At 71.9% G+C, this 22,918-nt stretch carries 19 protein-coding genes; 15 read left to right on the forward strand and 4 right to left on the reverse strand.

The window, feature by feature from the left end; genetic code table 11:
• Positions 1-181 precede the first annotated feature (181 nt).
• From AB0N02_RS20915 to AB0N02_RS20945, 7 genes are all read left to right on the forward strand, one after another.
• Positions 182-2,020: a DEAD/DEAH box helicase gene (locus AB0N02_RS20915; protein WP_363948866.1), complete on the forward strand. Its 1,839-nt coding sequence runs from the start codon at positions 182-184 to the stop codon at positions 2,018-2,020.
• 218 nt (positions 2,021-2,238) lie between these two features.
• On the forward strand, positions 2,239-2,502 hold the full coding sequence (locus AB0N02_RS20920; protein WP_110705733.1) for a phosphoribosyl-ATP diphosphatase: 264 nt from the start codon (positions 2,239-2,241) through the stop codon (positions 2,500-2,502).
• A 55-nt stretch (positions 2,503-2,557) separates the two neighbouring features.
• Complete coding sequence (hisG, locus tag AB0N02_RS20925) at positions 2,558-3,403, forward strand: ATP phosphoribosyltransferase (RefSeq protein ID WP_363948869.1); 846 nt, start codon at positions 2,558-2,560, stop codon at positions 3,401-3,403.
• Positions 3,404-3,563: 160 nt separating this feature from the next.
• Positions 3,564-4,448, forward strand: coding sequence for an ABC transporter ATP-binding protein (locus AB0N02_RS20930; protein ID WP_363948872.1), 885 nt, complete (start codon positions 3,564-3,566; stop codon positions 4,446-4,448).
• Positions 4,448-5,182 (forward strand): ABC transporter permease, encoded by a 735-nt coding sequence (locus tag AB0N02_RS20935; RefSeq protein WP_363948874.1) that lies wholly within the window; start codon positions 4,448-4,450, stop codon positions 5,180-5,182. Before AB0N02_RS20930 ends, AB0N02_RS20935 begins: the two co-directional genes overlap by 1 nt.
• A complete protein-coding gene (locus AB0N02_RS20940) occupies positions 5,179-6,351 on the forward strand; it encodes a sensor histidine kinase (RefSeq protein WP_363948877.1) in 1,173 nt (390 codons plus the stop codon). The genes AB0N02_RS20935 and AB0N02_RS20940 overlap by 4 nt, the downstream gene beginning before the upstream one ends.
• Entirely contained in the window at positions 6,348-6,953 is a 606-nt protein-coding gene (locus AB0N02_RS20945; RefSeq protein WP_363949211.1) for a response regulator transcription factor, read from the forward strand. Before AB0N02_RS20940 ends, AB0N02_RS20945 begins: the two co-directional genes overlap by 4 nt.
• 120 nt (positions 6,954-7,073) lie before the next feature.
• On the opposite strand, the gene AB0N02_RS20950 is transcribed toward AB0N02_RS20945, so the two are convergent.
• Positions 7,074-7,916 carry a siderophore-interacting protein gene (locus tag AB0N02_RS20950; RefSeq protein ID WP_363948879.1) on the reverse strand — a complete coding sequence of 281 codons (843 nt, stop codon included), beginning with the start codon at positions 7,914-7,916 and terminating at the stop codon, positions 7,074-7,076.
• Between the two features lie 226 nt (positions 7,917-8,142).
• A complete protein-coding gene (locus tag AB0N02_RS20955; RefSeq protein ID WP_363948881.1) occupies positions 8,143-9,243 on the reverse strand; it encodes an EAL domain-containing protein in 1,101 nt (366 codons plus the stop codon).
• Between the two features lie 135 nt (positions 9,244-9,378).
• On the opposite strand from AB0N02_RS20955, the gene AB0N02_RS20960 reads away from it, so the two are divergent.
• From AB0N02_RS20960 to AB0N02_RS20980, 5 genes are all read left to right on the forward strand, one after another.
• Positions 9,379-10,035: an acVLRF1 family peptidyl-tRNA hydrolase gene (locus AB0N02_RS20960; protein ID WP_363948883.1), complete on the forward strand. Its 657-nt coding sequence runs from the start codon at positions 9,379-9,381 to the stop codon at positions 10,033-10,035.
• Positions 10,036-10,274: 239 nt separating this feature from the next.
• Positions 10,275-11,873 (forward strand): ABC-F family ATP-binding cassette domain-containing protein, encoded by a 1,599-nt coding sequence (locus tag AB0N02_RS20965; RefSeq protein ID WP_363948885.1) that lies wholly within the window; start codon positions 10,275-10,277, stop codon positions 11,871-11,873.
• Between the two features lie 114 nt (positions 11,874-11,987).
• On the forward strand, positions 11,988-12,203 hold the full coding sequence (locus AB0N02_RS20970) for a helix-turn-helix domain-containing protein (protein ID WP_030507271.1): 216 nt from the start codon (positions 11,988-11,990) through the stop codon (positions 12,201-12,203).
• A 132-nt stretch (positions 12,204-12,335) separates the two neighbouring features.
• Complete coding sequence (locus AB0N02_RS20975) at positions 12,336-13,145, forward strand: enoyl-CoA hydratase/isomerase family protein (RefSeq protein ID WP_363948888.1); 810 nt, start codon at positions 12,336-12,338, stop codon at positions 13,143-13,145.
• Positions 13,146-13,196: 51 nt separating this feature from the next.
• Positions 13,197-15,083, forward strand: a complete 1,887-nt coding sequence (locus AB0N02_RS20980) for an ABC transporter ATP-binding protein (RefSeq protein ID WP_363948890.1) — start codon at positions 13,197-13,199, stop codon at positions 15,081-15,083.
• Positions 15,084-15,126: 43 nt separating this feature from the next.
• Here AB0N02_RS20980 and AB0N02_RS20985 read toward each other — a convergent pair whose 3' ends face one another.
• Positions 15,127-16,008, reverse strand: a complete 882-nt coding sequence (locus tag AB0N02_RS20985; protein ID WP_363948892.1) for a sulfotransferase — start codon at positions 16,006-16,008, stop codon at positions 15,127-15,129.
• Positions 16,009-16,038: 30 nt separating this feature from the next.
• Between AB0N02_RS20985 and AB0N02_RS20990 the strand changes: the two genes are divergently transcribed.
• The 3 genes from AB0N02_RS20990 to AB0N02_RS21000 all read left to right on the forward strand — a co-directional run bounded on the left by AB0N02_RS20990 (position 16,039) and on the right by AB0N02_RS21000 (position 20,788).
• Complete coding sequence (locus AB0N02_RS20990) at positions 16,039-16,989, forward strand: LD-carboxypeptidase (protein WP_363948894.1); 951 nt, start codon at positions 16,039-16,041, stop codon at positions 16,987-16,989.
• A gap of 39 nt (positions 16,990-17,028) precedes the next feature.
• Entirely contained in the window at positions 17,029-17,961 is a 933-nt protein-coding gene (locus tag AB0N02_RS20995; RefSeq protein WP_363948897.1) for a hypothetical protein, read from the forward strand.
• 184 nt (positions 17,962-18,145) lie between these two features.
• Entirely contained in the window at positions 18,146-20,788 is a 2,643-nt protein-coding gene (locus AB0N02_RS21000) for an Hsp70 family protein (protein ID WP_363948900.1), read from the forward strand.
• Positions 20,789-20,867: 79 nt separating this feature from the next.
• On the opposite strand, the gene AB0N02_RS21005 is transcribed toward AB0N02_RS21000, so the two are convergent.
• Complete coding sequence (locus AB0N02_RS21005) at positions 20,868-22,793, reverse strand: dynamin family protein (protein WP_363948903.1); 1,926 nt, start codon at positions 22,791-22,793, stop codon at positions 20,868-20,870.
• Positions 22,794-22,918: the final 125 nt, after the last annotated feature.

A 22,918-nucleotide genomic window follows, 5' to 3' on the forward strand; every position in this document is an offset into this window, starting at 1 on the left:
GGTTTGACTGCGTGCGGGTAAGCTTCACCCGCCCCGTGCGGTGCGCCTCGACTTGCACCGCACCACCGCCCCCACAGTGGGCGTTGATCGAGCGCGGCCTCAGGCCGTGCGTCCCAGGCTCGTCCTTTCGCAGGAGTGACGTGCCCCGTTCTTCTATCGAAAGGCACGAATCTTCGTGACCATGCTTGACGCTGTCCTGCCCGAAATCACCGACATCCCCGAGGCCTCCTCCGGCACCTCCGAGTTCACCCTCCTCGGTCTGCCCAAGCCTCTGGTGAACGGGCTCTCCCGTCAGGGCATCGACAGCCCCTTCCCCATTCAGCGCGCCACCATCCCCGACATCCTGGCCGGTAACGACGTCCTCGGGCGCGGCCAGACCGGCTCCGGCAAGACCCTGGCCTTCGGCCTGCCCATGATGGCCCGTGTCGCCGGCGTCAAGGCCCGTCCCGGCCACCCGCTCGCCGTCGTCCTGGTGCCGACCCGCGAGCTGGCCATGCAGGTCACCGACGCGCTCGAACCGCTGGGCAGGGGCCTGTCGCTGCGGATGAAGACCGTCGTCGGCGGCATGTCCATGGGCCGCCAGATCGAGGCGCTGCGCCGGGGCGTCGAGGTCGTCGTCGCCACCCCCGGCCGGCTGACCGACCTGATCCAGCAGGGTGAGTGCGCGCTGGACGAGGTCCAGGTCACCATCCTGGACGAGGCCGACCACATGTGCGACCTCGGCTTCTTCCCGGTCGTCAGCGCGATCCTGCAGCAGACCCCGGCCGACAGCCAGCGTCTGCTGTTCTCCGCCACCCTCGACGGCGACGTGGACAAGCTGGTGCGGCGCTTCCTCACCGACCCCATCACCCACTCGATGGCCCCGGCCGCCTCCTCGGTCGACACCATGGAGCACCACGTGGTGGAGGTCCACCGCGACGACAAGTTCCCGGTGACCGCCGAGATCGCCAACCGCGAGGGCAAGACCATCATCTTCGTGCGCACCCAGCACGGGGTCGACCGGCTGTGCAAGCAGCTCGCCCAGGTCGGCGTCAAGGCCGGCGGCCTGCACGGCGGCAAGCGCCAGAACCAGCGGACCCGCATCCTCGCCGAGTTCAAGGAAGGCGAGATCAACGTCCTGGTCTGCACCGATGTCGCCGCCCGCGGCATCCACGTCGACAACATCAGCCTCGTGCTGCACGTCGACCCGCCGCAGGACCACAAGAGCTACCTGCACCGCGGCGGCCGTACCGCCCGCGCCGGGGAGAAGGGCACCGTCATGACGCTGGTGCTCCCCAACGAGCGCCGCTCGACCGACGCGATGACCCGCCGCGCGGGCATCAAGCCCTTCCGCCTCAAGGCCACCCCGGGTCACCCGCGGCTGGAGGAGGTCGCCGGGGCGCGTCAGCCCAGCGGCGAGTCGATCCCGGTCTGGGAGCCCCCGGCGCCGGCCGCCAAGCAGCGTGAGCGGCGCGGCGGTTTCGGCGGCGGCGGCCGCGGCCCGCGTCGTTTCCGCGACCGTCCCGGTCACGGCGGCGAGGGCTACCAGCCCCGCGAGCGCTCCGCCGACGGCGGCCGCGGTGGTGAGCGCGGTGAGTACCGTGGCGGTGAGCGCGGTGAGCACCGTGGCGAATACCGCGGCGGCGAGCGCGGTGAGTACCGCGGCGGCGAGCGCGGCAACGGCAACGGCAACGGCGGCGGCGGCGTCAGCGACCTTCGCGGGCAGTACCGCTCCGAGCGTCCCGAGCGCCGCTTCGACGGCCGCCAGGACGGCCGCGGCGCGGGCTACCGCGGTGGCGAGCGCCGTGAGCCGTTCCGTGGCGACCGTCCGAGCAACGGCGGCTTCCGTACGGACCGTCCGAGCAACGGCGGTTTCCGCTCCGAGCGTCCCGCGGGCGACCGCGAGGCCTTCCGGGGCGGCGAGCGGCGCGAGCCGTTCCGCGGCGACCGGGCCGGCAACGGCGGCTTCCGCGGCGGCGAGTTCCGCGCCGGGGGCCGTCCGGAGGGGCGCGGCAGGCGCGGTGGCCACTACGGCCGCTGATCGCCGCGCGTTCTCGTGACGCGTGACCTCGACCGCCAGGGCCGGTACGGCGACGCCGTACCGGCCCTGTGCCGTCCGTCCCGGAGCGGCCGGCCGGGGGAGGGCGGAGACGGATCCCGGGACGGAACCGGAACGTGTCCAGAGCGTGGACGCGCACCCTGGCAGGTCCGCGGGCCCGTTAGGCTTGGCAACGACATCCCACGACGCCGAGAGAGACCATGAAGACCTTCGAAGAGCTGTACGCCGAGCTGTCAGACAAGGCGCGCACCCGGCCCGAGGGCTCGGGAACCGTGGCCGCGCTGGACGCCGGAGTCCATGCCATCGGCAAGAAGGTCGTCGAGGAGGCCGCCGAGAGCTGGATGGCGGCCGAGCACGAGTCGAACGATCGCGCGGCCGAGGAGATCTCCCAGCTCCTCTACCACGTGCAGGTCCTCATGATCGCGAAAGGGATCGGGCTGGACGAGGTCTACAAGCATCTGTGAGCCGGTGCGCCCGGCTCCAGTCCTCAGACCGCCATCCAGGTAAGGAAGCCACGTCATGCTCCGTCTCGCCGTTCCCAACAAGGGCGCCCTCACCGAGGCAGCCCAGACCATCCTCAAGGAAGCCGGATACCGTCCCCGCAAGGACAGCAAGGAGCTCGTGGTCGTCGACCCGGACAACTCCTGCGAGCTGTTCTTCCTGCGCCCCAAGGACATCGCCGTCTACGTCGGCGAGGGCACCCTCGACGCGGGCATCACCGGCCGTGACATGCTCCGCGACTCCGGCGCGCAGGTCGAGGAGATCATGCCGCTCGGCTTCGGCCGGTCGACCTTCCGCTTCGCGGCCAACCCTGGCGACTTCTCCTCCGTCACCGACCTCAAGGGCAAGCGCGTCGCCACCTCCTACGCCGGCCTGCTGGAGTCCTACCTCGCCGAGCAGAGCGTCGAGGCCAGGGTGATCAAGCTGGACGGCGCCGTCGAGACCGCCATCCGGCTGGGAGTGGCCGACGCGGTCGCCGACGTCGTGGAGACCGGCACCACGCTGCGCAACATCGGGCTCGAGGTCTTCGGCGAGCCGATCGCCCGTTCGGAGGGCGTGCTGATCAAGCGGATCGGCGCGGAGGAGACCCCGGGGCTGCGGCAGCTCGTCCGCCGCCTGCAGGGCGTGCTGATGGCGCGCGACTACGTGATGATGGACTACGACATCAGGGCCGAGCGGATCGAGGAGGCCATCGCCCTCACCCCCGGCATGGAGGGCCCCACGGTCTCCCCGCTGCACCGGGAGGGCTGGGTGGCGGTCCGCGCGATGGTGCCGCGCAACGGCCACCAGCAGGTGATGGACCAGCTGTGGGAGATCGGCGCCAAGGCCATCCTGGTCACCGCCATCTTCGCCTGCCGCATCTGACCCCGGCGCGGACCTTCCGGCGGGCGCCGCCCGCCGGGGCCGCGATGCCGCGGGCCGCGCGGAGCCGGGCCTCTGACGGCCGGGCGTCTGACAAATGTCATGGTCGATCCCGGATCGTCGGCACTGATGATCCCGGCCGCCCGCTCCTAGCGTTGACGGCATGAACGCCATCGCCTTCACCGACGTGCGTAAGAGCTACGGGAACGTGCTCGCCGTCGACGGCCTGAACCTCACAGTAGAGGCGGGCAGGACCGTCGCGCTCCTCGGCCCCAACGGGGCGGGCAAGTCCACATCGATCAACATGCTGCTGGGTCTGATCCGTCCGAGCGGGGGCCGGATCGAGGTCTTCGGGCACCTCCCCGACGAGGCGGTCGCCAGGGGCGAGGTCGGGGCCATGCTGCAGAGCGGCGAGCTCATCCCCGAACTCACCGTCAGGGAGCTCGTGGACTTCGTCCGCAGGCTCTACCCCCGGCCGCTCGGCCTGGACGAGATCCTGAAGATGGCCGACCTCACCGACCTGGTGAGAAGGCGGGCCGACAAGCTGTCCGGAGGCCAGACCCAGCGGGTCAGGTTCGCCCTGGCCATCGCGGGGGCGCCCAAGCTGCTGGTCCTGGACGAGCCGACCGCGGCCATGGACGTGGAGTCGCGGCAGCGGTTCTGGTCCAGTATGCGTGAGTACGCGGCCGGGGGCCGTACGGTCCTGTTCGCCACCCACTATCTGGAGGAGGCCGACGAGAACTCCGACCGGGTGATCGTGGTCGCCAGGGGGCGGGTGGTGGCCGACGGCACCGCCGCGCAGATCAAGGCGGGGGTCGGCGGTCACACCGTGCGCTTCGCCCTAGACGGGCAGCCCACGGCCGGGCTGGACGCCCTGCCCGGTGTCTCCGCCGTCGAGGTCTCCGCGGGCGACGCCACGCTCCGCACCTCCGACCTCGACGCCACCGTGGCCGCCCTCTACCGGGGCACCTCGCTGGAGATCCGCGACCTCCGGATCACCGGCGCCGACCTCGAAGACGCCTTCCTCGCCCTCACCCGGGAGTCATGATGCCGAACTACATCAGGATCGAGGCGCTGAGGATGCTGCGCAACAAGCGCTACATCGTCTTCGTCATGGCCTTCCCGGTGGTCTTCTACCTGCTCTTCTCCAACCTCTTCGGCAACCAGACGGGCTCCGACGGGGTCAGGGCCAGTGTCTTCCTGATGGTGTCCATGGGCGCCTACGGCGCGCTGGCGGCCTCCATCATGAGCACCGCCGTACCGTGGGCGCAGGAGCGGCAGTCGGGCTGGCTCCGCCAGCTGCAGATCACCCCGCTGCCGAACTGGTCGATCATCCTGACCAAGCTGATCGCCGCGCTGCTGCTGGTGCTGCCGTCGCTGCTGCTGGTCTTCCTGTGCGCGGTCGTCACCCAGGGGGTCTCACTGCCGCCGGGCCAGTGGGTTTCGCTGCTGCTGACCATGTGGATCGGCACCGTGCCGTTCGCCGCGCTCGGCCTGATCGTCGGCTCGCTGCTGCCCCCCGACACCGCCCAGCCGGCCGCGATGATCGGCATGTTCGGTCTGGCGATCCTGGGCGGTCTGTGGTTTCCTCTGGACAGCATGCCCGAGACCATGAGGACCATCGCTCACGTGCTGCCCTCCTACTCCTACGCCGACATCGGCTGGCACATCATCGCGGGCCAGGCGCCCCCGTCGCAGGACGTGGTGACGATCCTGGCGTGGGCGGTCACGCTCGGGGGCGCCGCGCTGTTCGCCTACCACAGGGCGACCGCGCGGGCATGAGACGGGCCGTGACGATCGCCTTCGGCGGAGCGGACGACACCTCGGGCTGGGCGGACGACGGCCGGCCCCGGTGGCGCAGGCTGATCTGGATCTCCATCGGCCTGGTCTACCTGTTCTTCCCGGCGATGGAGATCGTCACGGGCGAGCTGCAAGGCGCCCGGGCCGTGTGGGGAGTCCTCGGCCTGGCCGCCTTCGTCGCGAGCTATCTCGGGACCGCGCTGAGCCACTGGAACGACGACAGGCCGGCCCCCCTGACCTACGGGCTGCTGGCGGCCACCACGGTCCTGGCCGTCGTGCTGCCGGTGGCCTTCGGCGGCGGCTGGCTGACCCTGCCGATCTACACGACCGTGATCTACAGCATGGCGCTGCCCCCGCGCCTGTCGATGGCCGGCGCCGTCGTGATGGGGGTCGTCGTCCTGCTGATCGGCCTGCTGAAGGACCACGACCTCGGCAGCACCGTCGTGCTCGTCCTCCAGGTCCTCACGCTCGCGGTCCTGTTCATCCGCGTGCGCAAGACCAGGATGTTGCTGGTCCAGCTGCGCCAGGCGCGGGACGAGGTGGCGAGGCTGGCCGCGAGCGAGGAGCGCCTGCGCATCGCCCGCGACCTGCACGACCTGCTCGGCCACAGCCTGTCGCTGATCGTGCTGAAGAGCGAGCTGGCCGGCCGGCTGGCCGAGAACGGCTCGGAACGGGCCCTGCCGGAGATCCGCGACATCGAGTCGGTGGCCAGGCAGGCGCTGGTCGAGGTGCGCGACGTCGTCACCGGCTACCGGCAGCGCGGCCTGACCGGTGAGCTGGACGGCGCCCGTGCGGCGCTGGAGGCGGCGGGGACGAGGGTGAAGGTCAGGATGGCGGGAACCCCGCTGCCCGAGGAACTGGACGGGCTGCTCGGCTGGGCGGTGCGCGAGGGCGTGACCAACGTCATCCGGCACGCGCGGGCGGCCCGGTGCGAGATCGACGTGCGCTACGACGGAAGGACCACGGTCCTGGAGATCGTGGACGACGGGTGCGGGGCGGCCACGCCGTACGGCCCCGGCAACGGGCTGGCCGGGCTGACCGAGCGCATCGAGGCGGCCGGAGGGACGGTGTGCGCCGGGCCGCGTGAGAAGGGCCGTGAGAAGGGATTCGCGCTCAGGGTCGCGGTTCCGGCGGGAGGGGCGTGCGGGTGATCCGGGTCCTGCTGGTGGAGGACCAGGCGATGGTCCGGGGCGCGCTGGCCTCGCTGCTGAGCCTGGAGCCCGACATCGAGGTGGTCGGGGAGGCGGCCTCGGGCCAGGAGGCGTTCCGCGTGGCGCTGGAGACCGGTCCGGACGTCGCGCTGCTGGACATCGAGATGCCCGGTGAGGACGGCATCGCCGCGGGGGCGCGGATCCGCGCGGCCCTGCCCGCGTGCCAGGTCATGATCCTGACGACCTTCGGCCGTCCCGGTTATCTGCGGCGGGCGATGGAGGCGGGTGCGGTGGCCTTCCTGGTCAAGGACAGTCCCGCCCGCGAGCTCGCTGCCGCCATCCGCCGGGTCCGCGGCGGTGAACGGGTCATCGATCCGGGCCTGGCCGCCGCCGCGCTCAGCGCGGGCCCGAACCCGCTCTCTCCCCGGGAGTGCGACGTCCTGGCCGCCGCGGTGGACGGCTCCACGGTGGGCGACATCGCCCTGCGCCTGCACCTGTCCGAGGGAACGGTCCGCAACTACCTGTCCTCGGCCATCCAGAAGACCCGGGCACGCAACCGCATCGAGGCCGTGCAGCGCGCCCAGGCGCAGGGGTGGCTCTGATCCGGCTCCGGGGCTGGGAGGGAGCCGGAAAAGGACCGGGGAGGGGCCCGAGGAGGACAGGAAGGGCCGGAAAGGGCCCGGAAGTCCTCTCAGAGTTCTCTCAGAATCCTCTCGGAGTCCTCAGGACGACAGGGCTCTGGACTCTTCCTCCTCGATCTGCTTGTTCCACTCCTGCTTGGAGGCGCGCCAGGTCTCGTCGTCGCGGCCGAGACGCCAGTAGCCGGAGATGGACAGCTGCGACAGCGGGATCCCGCGCTCGGCCCGCAGGTGACGGCGGAGCGTCCTGACGAAGCCGGCCTCGCCGTGGACGAAGGCGTGCAGGGGTCCCTCGGGGAAGTCGAGCTCGCGTACGGCCGCGACCAGCGAGTCGCCGACCGGCGCGTCGCCCCGGTGCAGCCACACGATCTTCGTGTCGCCGGGGGAGTCCAGCGGCTGCTCCTCCTCCGGCCCCGCCACCTCGACGAACACGTGGGCCGGGACCCCGGCGGGCAGCCGCTCCAGGGAGGCGGCGATGGCGGGCAGGGCGCTCTCGTCGCCGACCATCAGGTGCCAGCCCGCCTCCTGGTCGGGTGCGTAGGCGCCGCCGGGGCCGAAGAAGTAGATCTCCTCACCCGGCTGTGCGGCCGCCGCCCAGGGACCCGCGATGCCGCTGTCCCCGTGGTGGACGAAGTCCAGGGTCAGCTCCAGCTTCTCGGAGTCCCACGTGCGGACGGTGTAGGTCCTGGTGGTCGGCCACTGCTCGCGGGGCAGGTCCCGCTGGATCCGCTCAAGGTCGAACGGCTCGGGATAGGTCACTCCCTCCGGGGCGAAAAGGAGCTTCACGTAGTGGTCGGTGAACTCGCCCGCGCCGAACCCCGCGAGGCCGTCGCCGCCGAGCACTACCCGGATCATGTGCGGGGTGAGTCGTTCGACCCGTTTCACCTCGCCGCGGATGGCCTTCCGCGCTCGTTTGCCCTCTGCCATCATCACTCCTGATGCTGATCAAGTTAGGTGCACCTAAGTCGTAGCATACGGTGATTTGAGTGATATGGCCGACTGGCAGGCCGGGAGGCCTCGGGGGTAGCCGGAATGGGCGGACGGGCCGCACGCGGCTCCCAGGGCCGCCACAGGGCCGTCCAGGGCCGTCACAGAGGGTCGCGTGCCGTCTCCGCGGGGCGGTCGCGGGCGTCGCCGCGCGGCCGGTGCCCGGTCAGCGCTGCATGGCCGCGACCTGACGGATCAGGTCGGCCACCCGGACGATCCCCATGCAGCGGCCGAACTCGTCGATGACGACCAGGTCGTCGTAGACGCGCTCGGCGTCGCGTCCCGCCACCTGCATGGCGGCGATGGCCGGGGTGGTCTTGGGGGCGGTGCGGGGCGGGTCGGCCAGGCGCAGGGCGGGTTTCTTGGCGTGCAGGGCGTGGCCGAACCGGCTGGCGATGGACAGCAGGAAGCGGCTGCGGTCGAGGCTGCCCTTGGGGCGCTGGTACTCGTCGACCAGGATCACGCTGGTGATGGACGGCTCGGTGCCGAAGGCGTCGACCGCCTCCTCCGCGGTGGCCTCCGCGGGGAGGGTCACCGCCGGCAGCAGGAACTCCTGGACACGGGGGCCGAGCAGTGCCTGGGACGGCTCCTGCTGGGTGACCGCGAGCGGCACGTGGACCCGTCCCGAGGGGCCGGGGACCAGCAGCGGGCCCTGGGCGAGCCGTACGCCCCAGTTGCGCACCGAGGCCAGCTGCGCCTCCTCGGCCACGCCCGGCGCCAGCACGTGGGCCCCGACCCCGCGGGCGAGCGCGGCCAGCGACTCGGCGAGCGCCGCGCGGCGCGGGTCGCGGGGCATCCGGGCGATCAGGTCGGGAGAGATCACCGCGAGGTACGGCGCCGCGTCGGTGAGCAGGTCCAGCGGGATGTGCGCGGTGCCCAGGTCGCCGACCGCGATCAGGTAGCCGATGGCCCGCAACCCGTCGAGCCCGGTGAGCAGGGACTGCCGCTCGACCTGGGCGAAGTCGCCCCGGATCATGAGGATGACCTCGCGCGGCCGTCGGCCGGCGGTGCGCAGGGCCTCGTGGAGGGGGGCCAGCGCGGCCGAGCCGCCGATCACCGCCGACGACGGCACCGGCAGCACCAGGGGCAGGAGCGCCTCGCTCCTGGAGACCTGCAGGACCGTCCGGATGGCGGTGGAGATGTTGCCGTGACCGTCACCGGGCGCGTGGAGGGCGATGACGCCCCCGGTGTCGAGGTCGACGATCGGGGTGATGTCCACGGTGGCCGCTGCGGAGGCCGGCGGGAGGAGATGCGTTCTACTCGACACGTACAGAGAATGAACCATCTTCAGCAGCCGCATAAGTCACGTTCAGCGATGTTCACCGATATTTCGCTGTTCGTTGAAGCTGATCGTCAACGGGGACCGGGACGCGGAGGCGATCAACCGGTAGTGTCCCGTTCCATGACGTCACGCCCCGCGAAGGGAGGCGGTCGCTGGGTCTCGGTCGGCCCGGCACGCCTCGGCCGCTGGGTCGACGGCTTCGTCGAGCGGCACGGGGCGCCGAGCGTGACGGCCGGCGACGACGTCGTGCGGCTGCGGGGCGCCGACGGCGCGGTGGCCGAGTGCCAGGTGCCGTTCCCGCCGCTGACCCCCTCGGGAGGAGGGCCGCTGGCCCGTCTCATCACCCACGCGCGCACCGAGCGCAGGATCGGGGTCCTGCTGGTACGGCTCGGCGGCCACGCGGCCGGGATCTTCCAGGGCGACGAGCTGCTGGCCTCGAAGGTGGGGTCGAGGCAGGTCCACGGCCGCAGCGCGGCGGGCGGCTGGTCCCAGCGGAGGTTCGCGCGGCGCAGGGAGAAGCAGGTGGACCAGGCGCACGACGCGGCGGCGGAGGTGGCGCTGCGCGTCCTCGGCCCGCACGTGGCCGAGCTGGAGGCGGTGGTCCTCGGCGGTGACAGGCGCGCGGTGGACGCGCTGCGGTCCGACCGCAGGCTCGCGCCGGTCTTCGCGCTGGAGAGCGGGCCCTTCCTGACGGTCCCCGATCCCCGGCTGGTCGTGCTGGCGGGCACTCCCGCGGAGTTCCGCGCGGTCCGCATCAGGGTCACCGATCCCTGCTGAGCGCCGGGGGCGCCGGGTGTCGTGGCCGATCACCGGGCTCCGGTCACGGCCGGTCACGGGCTGATCAGGGGTGGCTCGGCCGTTCGCGCGCCGTACACTGATCGGTATGCGCACTTCCGATTGACGCCGCCCGGATGAGGCGAGACAGCCGAGCCGAGAGCCGGAAAGACACAGGGCGGCGGCGGGTTCGGCCAGCGAGGTGAGCCTGTGTATGTCCAGTCTGGGAGTGTTCTCCAACCATGATCGTAGCTTCTGACATCGAACTTCGCGCCGGAGCCCGGCTGCTCATCGAGGGCGCGTCGTTCCGGGTGAATGCGGGTGACAAGATCGGTCTCGTCGGCCGCAACGGCGCCGGCAAGACCACCCTGACCAGGGTGCTGGCGGGCGAGGGCATCCCGGCCGCGGGCACGGTCAGCACCACCGGCGCCGTCGGCTACCTGCCGCAGGATCCGCGCACCGGCGACCTGCAGGTGCTGGCCCGCGACCGGATCCTGTCGGCGCGCGGGCTGGACGAGGTTCTCCGTGAGCTGCGCGCGGCCGAGCAGGGCATGGCGTCGGAGGACCGGCGGACGAGGGACCGCGCGGTGCGCGCCTACGGGCGTCTGGAGGACCGGCTGCACGTCCTGGGCGGATACTCCGCGGAGTCGGAGGCGGCCTCCATCGCCTCCAGCCTGGGACTGCCGGACCGGGTGCTGGGCCAGCCGCTGGAGACGCTGTCCGGCGGTCAGCGCAGGCGGGTCGAGCTGGCCCGCATCCTCTTCAGCGGAGCGGAGACTCTCCTTCTTGACGAGCCGACAAACCACCTCGATGCAGACTCAATCGGGTGGCTTCGTGATTTTTTACGATCGCATCAGGGCGGCTTGATCATTATCAGCCACGACGTCGGGCTTCTTGAAGCGACGGTAAACAAGGTCCTGCACCTGGACGCCAACCGTGCGGTGATCGACACCTACAACGTCGGCTGGAAGGCCTATCTCGCCCAGCGGGAGACCGACGAGAAGCGCAGGAGGCGCGAGCGCGCCAACGCGGAGAAGCAGGCCTCCGCGCTGATGTCGCAGGCCGACAAGATGCGGGCCAAGGCCACCAAGGCCAAGGCGGCACAGGACATGCAGCGCAGGGCCGAGCGCCTGCTGGCGGGCCTGGAGGTCGAGCGGCGCAGCGACCGGGTCGCCAAGCTGCGCTTCCCCGACCCGGCGCCCTGCGGCCGCACGCCGATCAGTGCGGAGGGGCTGTCGAAGTCCTACGGCTCGCTCGAGGTCTTCACCGACGTCGCCGCGGCCGTCGACAAGGGCAGCAGGGTCGTCATCCTGGGCCTGAACGGCGCGGGCAAGACCACCCTGCTGCGCATCCTGGGCGGCATCGAGGAGCCGGACACCGGTTCCGTCAAGCCCGGCCACGGGCTCAAGCTGGGCTACTACGCCCAGGAGCACGAGACGATCGACCCGGACCGGACCGTGCTGGAGAACATGCGCTCGGCCGGCGGGGAGCTCGCCGACGTCGAACTGCGCAAGGTCCTGGGCTCGTTCCTGTTCACCGGGGACGACGTGGACAAGCCCGCCGGGGTGCTCTCCGGAGGGGAGAAGACGCGGCTGGCCCTGGCCACGCTGGTGCTTTCGGCGGCCAACGTCCTGCTGCTCGACGAGCCCACGAACAACCTCGATCCGGCCAGCCGGGAGCAGGTACTTTCGGCGCTAAGGTCCTATTCTGGGGCGATTGTGCTCGTCACGCATGATGAGGGTGCAGTAGAGGCTCTCCGACCCGATAGGGTGATCTTGCTACCGGACGGAGTGGAAGACGCTTGGAGCGATGAATTTTCCGATCTTGTGGCACTTGCCTGATCTTAATTTGAGCGGGTACGGATCTTTTCCCATGGAGTAGGTAGCCGATCTCGCTGAAATGACTGATCATGGCGTGAGTAACGCTGCGGAAGTCTGGCACTACAGGAGGTACTCGTGGCCGAGACTCTCAAGAAGGGCACCCGGGTAACCGGGGCCGACCGTGAAAAGCTGGCCGCCGATCTGAAGAAGCGCTACAGCGCGGGTGAGAGCATCCGCGCCCTGGCAGCTTCGACCGGCCGGTCGTACGGCTTCATCCACCGCATCCTGAGCGAGTCCGGTGTGACTCTGCGCGGGCGCGGCGGCGCCACCCGAGGTAAGTCGAAGCGCTGACCCCGCCTCGGAACGCGCGACCGCAGCCGCTCGTCCTCCACGCTGAGACGTCCCGCTCGGGCCTGTAGAACCTCATTCTAGAGAATCGATAGGCTCGGGCGAGACGCACAGACGAAGGAGCGGGAACGAGCGATGGCGGAATCGGCGATCGGGGGGAGCGCGGGGCGGACCTCTCACGAGGAGGTCGGTCTGCGCTTCGAGGTGGACGGCGAGATCGCGACGATCACACTGGACCGGCCGGACCGGCGCAACGCACAGACGTTCGCCACATGGTCTGCGCTGGCTCACATCGGTGAAACCCTGCCGCAGCAGGTGAGGGTCGTCGTGGTCCGAGGTGAGGGGCCGTCCTTCTCGGCAGGCATGGACCTGCGTATGTTCACCCCCGAGGGAATTCCGGGACAGGAGTCGCTCGCGGACTTCGCGCTGCTCGGCGAATCGGCCTTCGAGCAGCGGATAGCCCAGGCCCAGCAGGGGTTCCTGTGGCTGCGACGTCCCGACATCGTCTCCGTCGCCGCCGTCCAGGGGCATGCGATCGGCGCGGGATTCCAGTTGGCGCTGGCCTGTGACCTGAGGGTCCTCGCCGACGACGCCAAGTTGTGCATGAAAGAGCCCGCACTCGGCCTGGTCCCCGACCTGACCGGCACCAAGCCGCTGGTCGACCTGGTCGGACCGTCCAGGGCCATCGAGATCTGCCTTACCGCCCGCGTCGTGGGGGCGCGGGAGGCGGCCGTGATCGGGCTGGCCGAACTGGTCGTCGCCCCCGAGGATCTGGCGGGGGCCGTAGGCGATCTGACCGCCGCGCTGCTGACGGCCGACAGGGACGCCGCGACAGCGACCAAGCGGTTGCTTCAAGGGGCCCGGAACCGCACGCTGGAAGAACAGAGCGCGGCCGAACGCCGCGAGCAGGTCGCCCGGGTCAAGGCGCTGTTCGCCGGAAGCTGACGAGGGAATGAGGAGGCCTCTCCCGGTGCTCGCACCGGCGAAGGAGGCCAGATGGCAATGATGGGCGGGGGTTTCGGCCCCCAGGCAATGCGTTCGCTGCGGCGCGACAGTTCGGTGACCAAGGAGCGCCTCACCCCCGGCACGGTGCGGCGCATCGCGCGCTACGCGCGGCCGTTCGCGCGGCACATCTCCGCCTTCCTGGCCCTGGTGGTGCTCGGCTCCGTCATCGTGATCGTCAACCCGCTGCTGATGAAGGCGATCATCGACGACGGCATCATCCCGAAGCGGACGGACGTCGTGATCACCCTCGCGGTGGTCATCGCGGCCCTGGCGGTCGCCGACGCCGCGCTGACGCTGGCCCAGCGCTGGTTCTCCGCCCGGGTCGGCGAGGGCCTGATCTACAACCTGCGCACCGAGGTCTTCGACCACGTGCAGCGAATGCCCGTGGCCTTCTTCATGCGCACGCAGACCGGGGCCCTGGTCTCCCGGCTCAACAGCGACGTGATCGGCGCGCAGCGGGCGCTGACGAGCACGCTGTCCTCGGTCGTGTCCAACGTGGTCATGCTCGTGCTCGTGCTCGGCGCCATGCTGGCGCTGTCCTGGCAGATCACGCTCGTCGCGCTCGTGCTGCTGCCGGTCTTCCTCCTCCCCGCCAAGTGGGTGGGCGGGAAGATGTCCGGGCTCACCCGCGAGCAGATGCAGCTCGACGCCGAGATGAGCTCCATGATGACCGAGCGGTTCAACGTCGCGGGCGCGACGGTCGCCAAGCTGTACGGCAGGCCGGACGAGGAGGCCGCCGCCTTCGGGGACAGGGCGGGACGGGTGCGCGACGTCGGCGTCACCGTCGCCATGTACGGGACGGTGTTCCGGGTCGCGCTCGGCCTGGTCGCCGCGCTGGCCACCGCCCTGGTCTACGGCGTGGGCGGCGTGCTGGCCGTCGGCGGCGCCTTCGAGCTCGGCACCCTGGTCGCGCTCGCCGCCCTCCTGATGCGCCTGTACGGCCCGCTGACCAGCCTGTCCAACGTGCACGTGGACGTGATGACCGCGCTGGTGAGCTTCGACCGGGTCTTCGAGGTGCTCGACCTCAAGCCGATGGTCGCCCAGCGGCCGGAGGCGGTGGCCGTCCCGCCCGGCCCCGCCGCCGTGGAGTTCGAGGACGTCCGGTTCGGATATCCGGCGGCCTCGGAGGTGTCGCTGGCCTCGCTGGAGGTGGTCGCCCGCCCCGAGACCGGGCCGGGACAGGAGGTGCTGCGCGGGATCTCCTTCACCGCCCGCCCGGGTGAGATGATCGCGCTGGTCGGTCCCTCTGGCGCGGGCAAGACGACCATCACGAGCCTGGTCTCCCGGCTCTACGACGTCAACGAGGGCACGGTCCGGATCAACGGCCTGGACGTGCGCGAGGCCACCTTCGACTCCCTCCGCGAGACCGTGGGCGTGGTCATGCAGGACGCGCACCTGTTCCACGAGACCATCGGGTCCAACCTCGCCTACGCCAGGCCCGGCGCCACCGAGGAGGAGATCTGGGAGGCCCTGCGCGCCGCGCAGATCGCCGACCTGGTCGAGAGCCTGCCCGAGGGGCTGGAGACCGTGGTCGGAGACCGGGGATACCGGCTGTCCGGCGGCGAGAAGCAGCGGCTGGCGCTGGCCCGGCTGCTGCTGAAGGCGCCCAGGGTGGTCGTGCTCGACGAGGCGACCGCGCACCTGGACTCCGAGTCGGAGGCCGCGGTCCAGCGCGCCCTCAAGACCGCGCTGGCCGGGCGGACCTCACTGGTCATCGCGCACCGGCTGTCCACCATCCGCGAGGCCGACCAGATCCTGGTGGTCCAGGACGGCCGTGTCGTCGAGCGGGGCCGTCACGAGGAGCTGCTGGCCAGGGGCGCCGTCTACGCCGAGCTGTACCGCACCCAGTTCAGCACCCAGCTCGACGCCGGGGCCTGAGCCCGCGGGCCACGCGTGCCCCGCGCGGCGGGGCACGCCGGGCTCACTGATAGCCCAGCCGGGTCAGCTCCTGGCGGGCGACCTTCTCCACGAGCTCGGCGTCGGCGCCGCGCAGCCGGGTGCGCCAGACGCCGACCTTCGGCGCGTTCTCGCCGTACAGCGCGACCCTGGACACCCGCGTCCCCAGAAAGGCCGACAGCCCCTCGGCCGCCTCGGAGGGGGAGGCGGCCAGGTCCTCGTAGCGCAGGGTCAGCAGCTGCTCGCGGGGAAGCTCCCGGTGCAGCCCGGCGGAGAGACGGACCGCGCTGCGCCAGCGCAGCGCGCACTTGCCCGCCGTGGGCATGGCCTTCCAGCGCTCGCCGTGCGAGCCGGAGTTGACGCCCAGGAAGGGGTTGGGGAACTCGGTCTCCTCGCTCAGCATGGCCGGTTTGAACCACGACAGCGCCACCGGGTCGGCCATCATGTCGGCGGCCACGTCGCGGCCGTCCCGGATGAGCTGGACGAAGCGGGCGTCGGGGAAGGCCTGCAGCAGCACCGAGGCGCTGTAGATCAGGTCGGGGCTGGCGTCGCCGAACCGGGCGATCGAGCCCGAGGCCGCGCACGGTCCCGCCCCGGTGACCCCGCCCGCCTCCCGGCAGGACGCGGGGCACTCCAGGCACGCGCCGGGAACGAGCTGCCAGGACTCGGCCAGGGCGTCGCGCAGCACACGCGTGGCGCCCTGGCCGCGGCCCGTGATGGACGGGCGCCGAGCGAAGGCGTAGACGACATGGGCCACCGACGCGCGTCCCATTGTGACGTGGAAGCCGGGGGAGCGCTTCAGGGCGCGGGCAAGGAGGTCCGAGCCGGAGTGAGGGGCGGCGAGCACGAACACCGGCTGGCGGACCTTGATGCCGTTGACCACGAGGATGTGGGTCGGAGGTCGCATATGTGAGCCCAGTGTGGCACCGTTTGGGGAGTGAGCGAACCGGCCACGTCCATTCCCGTCCCGCCCGGCGGCCTGGTCGTCCCGCCCCGGCTCCGCCCAGGCGACGTGGTGGCGGTCGTCGCCCCCTGCGGTCCTCCCGACGAGGTGCGCCTGGCGCGCGGCGTGCGGGTTCTGCGGGACATGGGGCTGGAGGTCGTCACCGGCCCGCACGTGTTCGACCGTGACCGCTATCTGGCCGGATCCGACGCCGCGCGGGCGGCCGACCTGCAGGAGGCGTGGTGCGACCCCGCCGTGGCCGCGGTGCTGTGCGCCAGGGGCGGCTACGGCGCGACCCGGATCGTCGGCCTGCTCGACTGGGACGCCATGCGGGCGGCGGGCCCGAAGACGCTGGCGGGCTCCAGCGACGTCACGGCGCTGCACCGGGCGTTCGCCGTGGAGCTGGGCGTCGCCTCGTGGTTCGGGCCGATGCCCGCCTGCTCGACGGTCAGCGACCCCGGCGGCCCGGAGCCCCGTACCTTCGAGCACTTCACCGCCGCCCTGTTCGGCACTCCGGAGCCGGTCACCGGCGACCGGGTGATCGTCTCCGGTGACCGGGTCGTCGCCCCGGTCGTCGGGGGCAACCTCACCCTGCTGGCCGCGCTGTGCGGCACGCCGTACCGGCTGCGGGCGCGTGGTGCGATCGTCCTGCTGGAGGACGTCGGAGAGGCGCCCTACCGGATCGACAGGATGCTCACCCAGCTGCTCGAATCGGGGGCGCTGGACGGAGCCGCCGGTTTCGCGCTGGGCTCCTGGGTGAGTTGTGGCGATCCGTACCCGACACTGGAGGAGCGGCTCGCGCCGCTCGGTGTGCCGGTGATCGCCGGCCTGCCCGTGGGGCACGGGACACCACAGCTCAGTGTGCTGTTGGGGGCACTTGGTGCTATTGATGCACAATCGTGCTCTCTGACCGGCTCAATCACCGTCCCCATGGAGGCAGTCTAGGTGCGGACCTAGGGGGAAAGCGGCAGAGAGGATGGGCGCGTGAGGCTGTTCCGGCGGCATCGTGACCGGCAGACCAGGAGAGCCGCGCGCCCGGTCGAGGAGGTCGACCTCGACTCCCTGCTCGCGCTGGTGGCCGACACCCTCGGCTACACCTGCGCCTTCGCCTCCGACGGCGGCACGCTGACCCTGTCGGGCCCCCGGCGGCTCGCGGTACGGCTGGCCGGGCTGCGGGCCGAGGCGCGCAGGCGCTCCCGGGAGGACTGGCCGGTGATCGTCTCGGAGTACCTCTCCCACGTCCTGGCCACGGCCGGCGAGCCGTTCGACGCCTGCGACCTGGCCCAGGCCCGCCCGCTGCTGCGCACCCGGCTCCACCTCGACGACGACCTGGGGGCCGCCCGGGTGGTCGGCCGTCACCTGACCGCCGACCTGGTCGAGGTGCTCACCGTCGGGTACGGCGAGGCGGCCAGGCCGGTCCGCCCCGAGGAACTCGGCTGCTGGCCGATCAGCGCGGCCAAGGCACTCGAGGCGGCCGTGGGCAACGCCCGCCGCGACGAGCGGCCGTCGGTCACCGAGGCCGACCTCGGCGGCGTGACGGTCAAACGGCTGAGCGGCACGACCGCGAGCGTCGCGGCCCACCTGCGCCACCTGGACGCCTGCCTGCCGGTGCCCGCCGACGGCGCGCTCGTCGCGCTGCCCGGCTCCACGACGATGCTCGTCCATCCGGTCGAGGGCATCGGCGTCGTCCGCGCGATCGAGCGGCTGCGGCTGTTCGCCCAGCGCGAGTACGACCTGCGGGCCGACGCGCTCAGCCCGCAGGTCTACTGGTGGCACGACGGCAGGCTCACCCTCATCCGGGCCGACCTCGTCAGCCAGGACGGCCAGACCCGCCTGGTCGTGGCCCCGCCCCAGGAGTTCGCCCGGGTGCTCGCGGCACTGGCAGTCCGTCCGGAGCCCGGAGATTCCGGAAGCTGACAGGGGGCGGGAACGGTCGGCACCATCATGAATCCCCCGTGAACCGTAATATGGTGCCTTCCAGCCCCGCGCTCACCTCGATGATCCTCCCGCGCGCCCTGGATCGTTCCTGGTGTGCCCGTCGCGATCGGGACACGGTCTGCGAATGCGGGATGATCGGGTTCGCATCTACGAGGAGTGGCAAATGGCGCAGTGGTGCCTCGGTGTCGATCTCGGGACGAGTTTCTCCGCCGGGGTCATAGCCGCCGAAGGGCGCTTCGACATTCTGGAGGTCGAGGGGGAGCGGCGCATCCCCTCCGCCGTCATGCTCGACGAGCGCGGGACGCTGGTGGCGGGCCGGATCGCCCAGCGGGGGATCGCGATCAGCCCCGAGCGCGTCGAGCGCAACCCCAAGCGCTACGTCGGCCGGGGCCGGATGCTGCTCGGCGGGGTCCCGGTGAGCGTGGCCGACGCCATGGCGGCACTGCTGGAGCTGTTCGTGAGCGAGGGCAGGCGGCGCTTCGACGGGGCCGCGCCCGACTGCATCGCGCTGACCCACCCCGTCGCCTGGGGCGAGGACCGCAAGGCCGTACTGGTCGAGGCCGCCAAGCAGGTCGTGCGCGGGGTGCGGATCGTGCTCATCGACGAGCCCGTCGCCTCGGCCCGCTACTTCGCCTCCGCGGGGCGCGCGACCGGCGGGTCGCACCTGGCCGTCTACGACCTCGGCGGCGGCACGTTCGACGCCGCCGTGCTCACCGTCGACGGCAGTGACTTCAAGGTCGTCGGCGAGCCCGGCGGCAGCGACGAGATCGGCGGGGAGGTGTTCGACGAGCAGGTGTTCGGTTTCCTGGGCACGCAGATCGAGCGCCTGGACGCCGAGTGGTGGGAGCAGGTGACCACCAACCCGGAACGTCGTTACGTGAGCTACGCCGCGGACCTGCTCAAGATGGCCAGGGAGGCGAAGGAGGCCCTGTCGAAGTTCGACACCTCCTCCCACTACGTGGTCGGCATCAACGAGGACGTGCACATCGCCAAGACCGACCTGGAGGACCTCATCGGGACGGAGATCGTCAAGACGGTCGACATCCTGGAGGAGACGATCCGCCGGGCCGGGATCACGCGGGACGAGCTGGCCGCGGTGTTCATGACCGGCGGCGCCAGCCGGATGCCGCTGGTCCAGCAGGCCGTGCGCGACCGGCTCGGGGACCGGGTGCGGACCTACGACGACCCGAAGATCGTCGTCGCCTACGGCGCCTCCCAGCTCGCCTGGAAGCTCAAGGTCGAGCACCGCGACGCCGAGCAGGGCCCGGGGCCGGTGACGGGCACGACCGGACGGAGCGGGAGGCAGCCCGCCGGTCCGGTCACCGCCCAGCAGGCCCTCGGCGGCGCGCCGGGCGCCGCCACCGGCGTCCAGCAGGCCCTCACCGGGACGCAGGGTGCCCCGGCCCAGGACCCGCGGGCCTTCACCGGGCCCGAGGGAGGCCACACGGGGGGCCACCGGGCCTTCGGCGCATCCCCGGACGGCCGGGGAGGCGGCGGCGCGGGACGGCGGGCCGCCGGCGCGGGGGAGGGCGCCCAGGGCGCCCAGGGTTCGGCGGGACCCGTCGGCGGGCCGACGGTCAAGGGGATCGAGAAGGTGATGGACGGCGTGCTGGAGGCGCGCGCGGAGGGCGGCAGGGTCTTCGTCCACCAGGCCTTCGAGACCGGGCACCTGCTGCGCAGGCTCGACGGGATCGAGGGCAGATACGACCGCGAGCTCGGCTTCGGCAGGCTGGTCGAGTGGGCCGCGTCGAACGAGGGCGTCGCGGCGGTCGAGCAGGTCGGGCCCGCGCAGGTGCTGGTCCGCACGCTCACCCCCGACCTGGCCATCCGCGGCACCCATCCGCTCCAGATCTGGGGCAACCCCACCGTGATCGCCCACGGCCGTACGGCGTGGGTCTTCTTCCAGCCCCGCCAGCCCGTCCCGGTCGACACCATGGTCGGCCTGCCCTGGGGGGAGACGGGGCACCTGGCGATGATCGAGCTGGACCTGGGGGGCGGTTTCGTGTTCCAGGCGCCTCAGCCCCGCGACCTGGGACCGTACGCCCAGTGGTTCCTCAACGAGGACAACCGGCTGCGGCGGCTGATCGACCAGGAGGGGCCCGGCGGCAACGAGCCGGCGCCCTCGGTGGGCGCGCCGGGCTGCACCGTGGTGCTCGGGCAGTTCAACAGCAACAAGCCGATGTTCCAGAACAGGCACCACGACTTCAGACCCTGGCAGGTGTTGTGCCTGGTCGATCCCGGCGGCGTCGTGCGCCCCACGGTGCGCGAACCCGGGCGGAGCTGGCTGCACCAGGTGGTCCTGCACCGCGGCAGGTGGTTCACCTCCAGCTCGGCGGGCCTTGAGGCCGACGGCGCCGACGGCCGGACCAGGCTCGTCATGCCGCGCCCCAGGGCGGGCGCCCTGCGCTGGTTCCCCGCGGGCGGTCAGATCTACGCGATCGGCGCCGACCAGGTGAGCCCCGCCCGGGGCTGGTCGGTCGGGATCTTCGACCAGCGGTCACAGCAGCTGGAGTTCCTGATGGGCAAGCAGTCGGCGACCCTGGCCGGTCACCTCACCTCCCGCTACCGCTGGGAGCGCCCGCGTCTGGTCGCCGACGGCGACTCGATGTGGATGACCATGCTGGACGCGGGCCGCAGCAGGCTCGTGCACGTCACCCCGGGCGGGGCGCGAGAGGTGCACCGCACGACGGGGATGTTCGAGCCCGTCGCCCGGGTTGCCACGGGCCTGCTCTGCCTGCACCGCCCCGGCGACCCGGTCGGGACCACCCGCGACCAGCCCGCGGCCCTGGTGCATCTCCCGCTCTGACGCCCGTTCCGGGGCGGCCCGTCCCGCACGGCCGCCCCGAACCGCTCCTGCCCCGCGGGCCGTACGCGGACGGGGGCGCTCAGGCCCCCGGCTGTGCGGCGGGACCCGCGCCCAGGGCGGCCACCGCGGTGGCGAGCTCGCTGCGCAGCTCCTGGCCGCGCGCGGTGAGGGTGCCGATCGCCGCGATGCGGCTCTCGCCCGACTGCCGGGCCTTCTGGCGGTCGGCGGCGGAGCGGGCCGAGGCGGACTTCAGCTCGGCGCGCCTGCTCTCCAGTTCCTTGCGCCGCTTCAGCAGGCTGTCGTCCGCGCTCTGCTCGACGCTCACCCGCCAGGTGGCGACCATCCGCTCCAGGTCGAGGGTCATCTCCCTGGCGACCACCGCGAACTGGTCGCGCAGCGCCCCCCTGATCGCCGCCTGGCTGCGCTGCACCTTCTCCAGCGAGCGCCGGCCCAGGAAGATGGAGGCCCCGATGGCCGGGGCGACCAGGAGGAACCCGATGGGGCCGAGCATGGCCGCGGCGAGGCCGCCGAAGGACGCGGCCATCGAGATCGACGGCAGCACGTCCCGCACCATGTCGACGTTCACCGGCTCGTTCGCCGACTGGTCCCCCTTGACCTGGACCTGCGACAGGTTGGGCATCGCCCGCCCGTCGGTGGTGAGCTCCACCGGGTCGAGGCCGAGGTCGCGGGCGAAGGCGTCCAGCGTGGTCCGGGCCAGGACCTCCACGTCGTAGACGATCTGCGACCAGACGGCCTCCAGCGAGCGCTGCACGCTCTCCGGCAGGTCCGCCATGTACTGGTCGATCTGCGCCTGCTTCTTCAGCGTGGCGATCACGTTCTCGTACGGCTGGCGGATCTCGGCCACCCGCGCGGACACGATCCCGCCCACCTCACGCCCGAGGAAGGTGTTGGCCACCATGCCCGCCCTGCGGCGGGCCGCCAGCTCGGAGAGGGCCTCCAGATCGGCGTCGACCTCGGCGAGCCGGGTGGTGAGGTCGCTCTCGTCGTCCGAGCCCGCCGCGACGTCGTCCTTCGCCCCGGTGGCCAGCGAGCCCAGCACCGACAGCGCGGCGGCGACCACGGTCGCGCCGCGCGCCGACTCCCTGCCCTCGGCGAACCCGCGCAGGTGCCGTTCCAGCGCGTCCATGCCGCTGCGGGCCCGCAGCGCGCCCGCGCGCTCGGCGCGACCCTCCCGCAGCTTGACCCGGGCGGCCTCGGCGAGCTTGGCGCTCACCGGGAACCAGGGGGCCTCCAGCAGCGGGGCCAGTGTCGCGGCCCTGCCGGGGTCGGCGGCGATCGCCTCGGTGACGAAGGTCCTCAGCCGGGCCTTGTTCTCCTCCTGCAGGCTCTGCCAGTTGGCCGAGTCCTCGACCTTGGTCAGCACGAACGCGATCGCCTGGACCCGCTCGGCGGCCTCGGCGAGGAACTCCAGCTCGTGCTTGAGCACCGGCTGGTCCTGCGCGCTGAGCGTGAACAGCAGGGCGTCGGCCCGCTGGAGCATGGCCACGGTCACCTGCCGGTGCCCCACGGTCAGACTGTCGACGCCGGGGGTGTCGAGCAGCCGCAGGCCGTCGAGCAGCGGGTTGTCGAGGGTGATGTCCACGCTGACGACGTCGCGCCGCTTGCCGGCGTCGCCGCGCATCGAGGCGTAGTCCGGGATCGACTCGACGGTGATCGGGGTCTGGACGAGTCCCTTGTCGGTGCTGCGATGCACCACGGCGGTCAGGGTGGGACCGCGCCGCAGGGACAGGAAGCAGTTGGTGGCGACGTCGGCGTCGACCGGGAGCAGGTCGGGGTGGCCGACCAGCGTGTTGAGCAGGCGGCTCTTGCCGCGCTTCTGCGCCCCGGCGACGACGATGTCGGTGCACTCGTCCTTCCACCGGGCCGCGCTCGCGGCCAGCACCTCGGCCAGGTCCGGTCTGCCGCACCGGCCGGCCAGCGCGTGGACCTCGTTGGCGTAGCGCAGCAGCCGGGCCACCGGTCCGGCCTGGTCGGGGGTCGTCATGTGCTTTTCTCTCCTGTCGGGGATCTGCTGGTGACACGTGTGCCGGAAAGCCGCCCTGACGGCGGTGCGGTCCTTCCGGGGAACCGTCCCGGCGGCACCGGCGGCCGGTACGGTGACCACCCGCC

The organism is Streptosporangium sp. NPDC051022 (assembly GCF_040683035.1).
In the GTDB taxonomy this organism is placed as follows: domain Bacteria; phylum Actinomycetota; class Actinomycetes; order Streptosporangiales; family Streptosporangiaceae; genus Streptosporangium.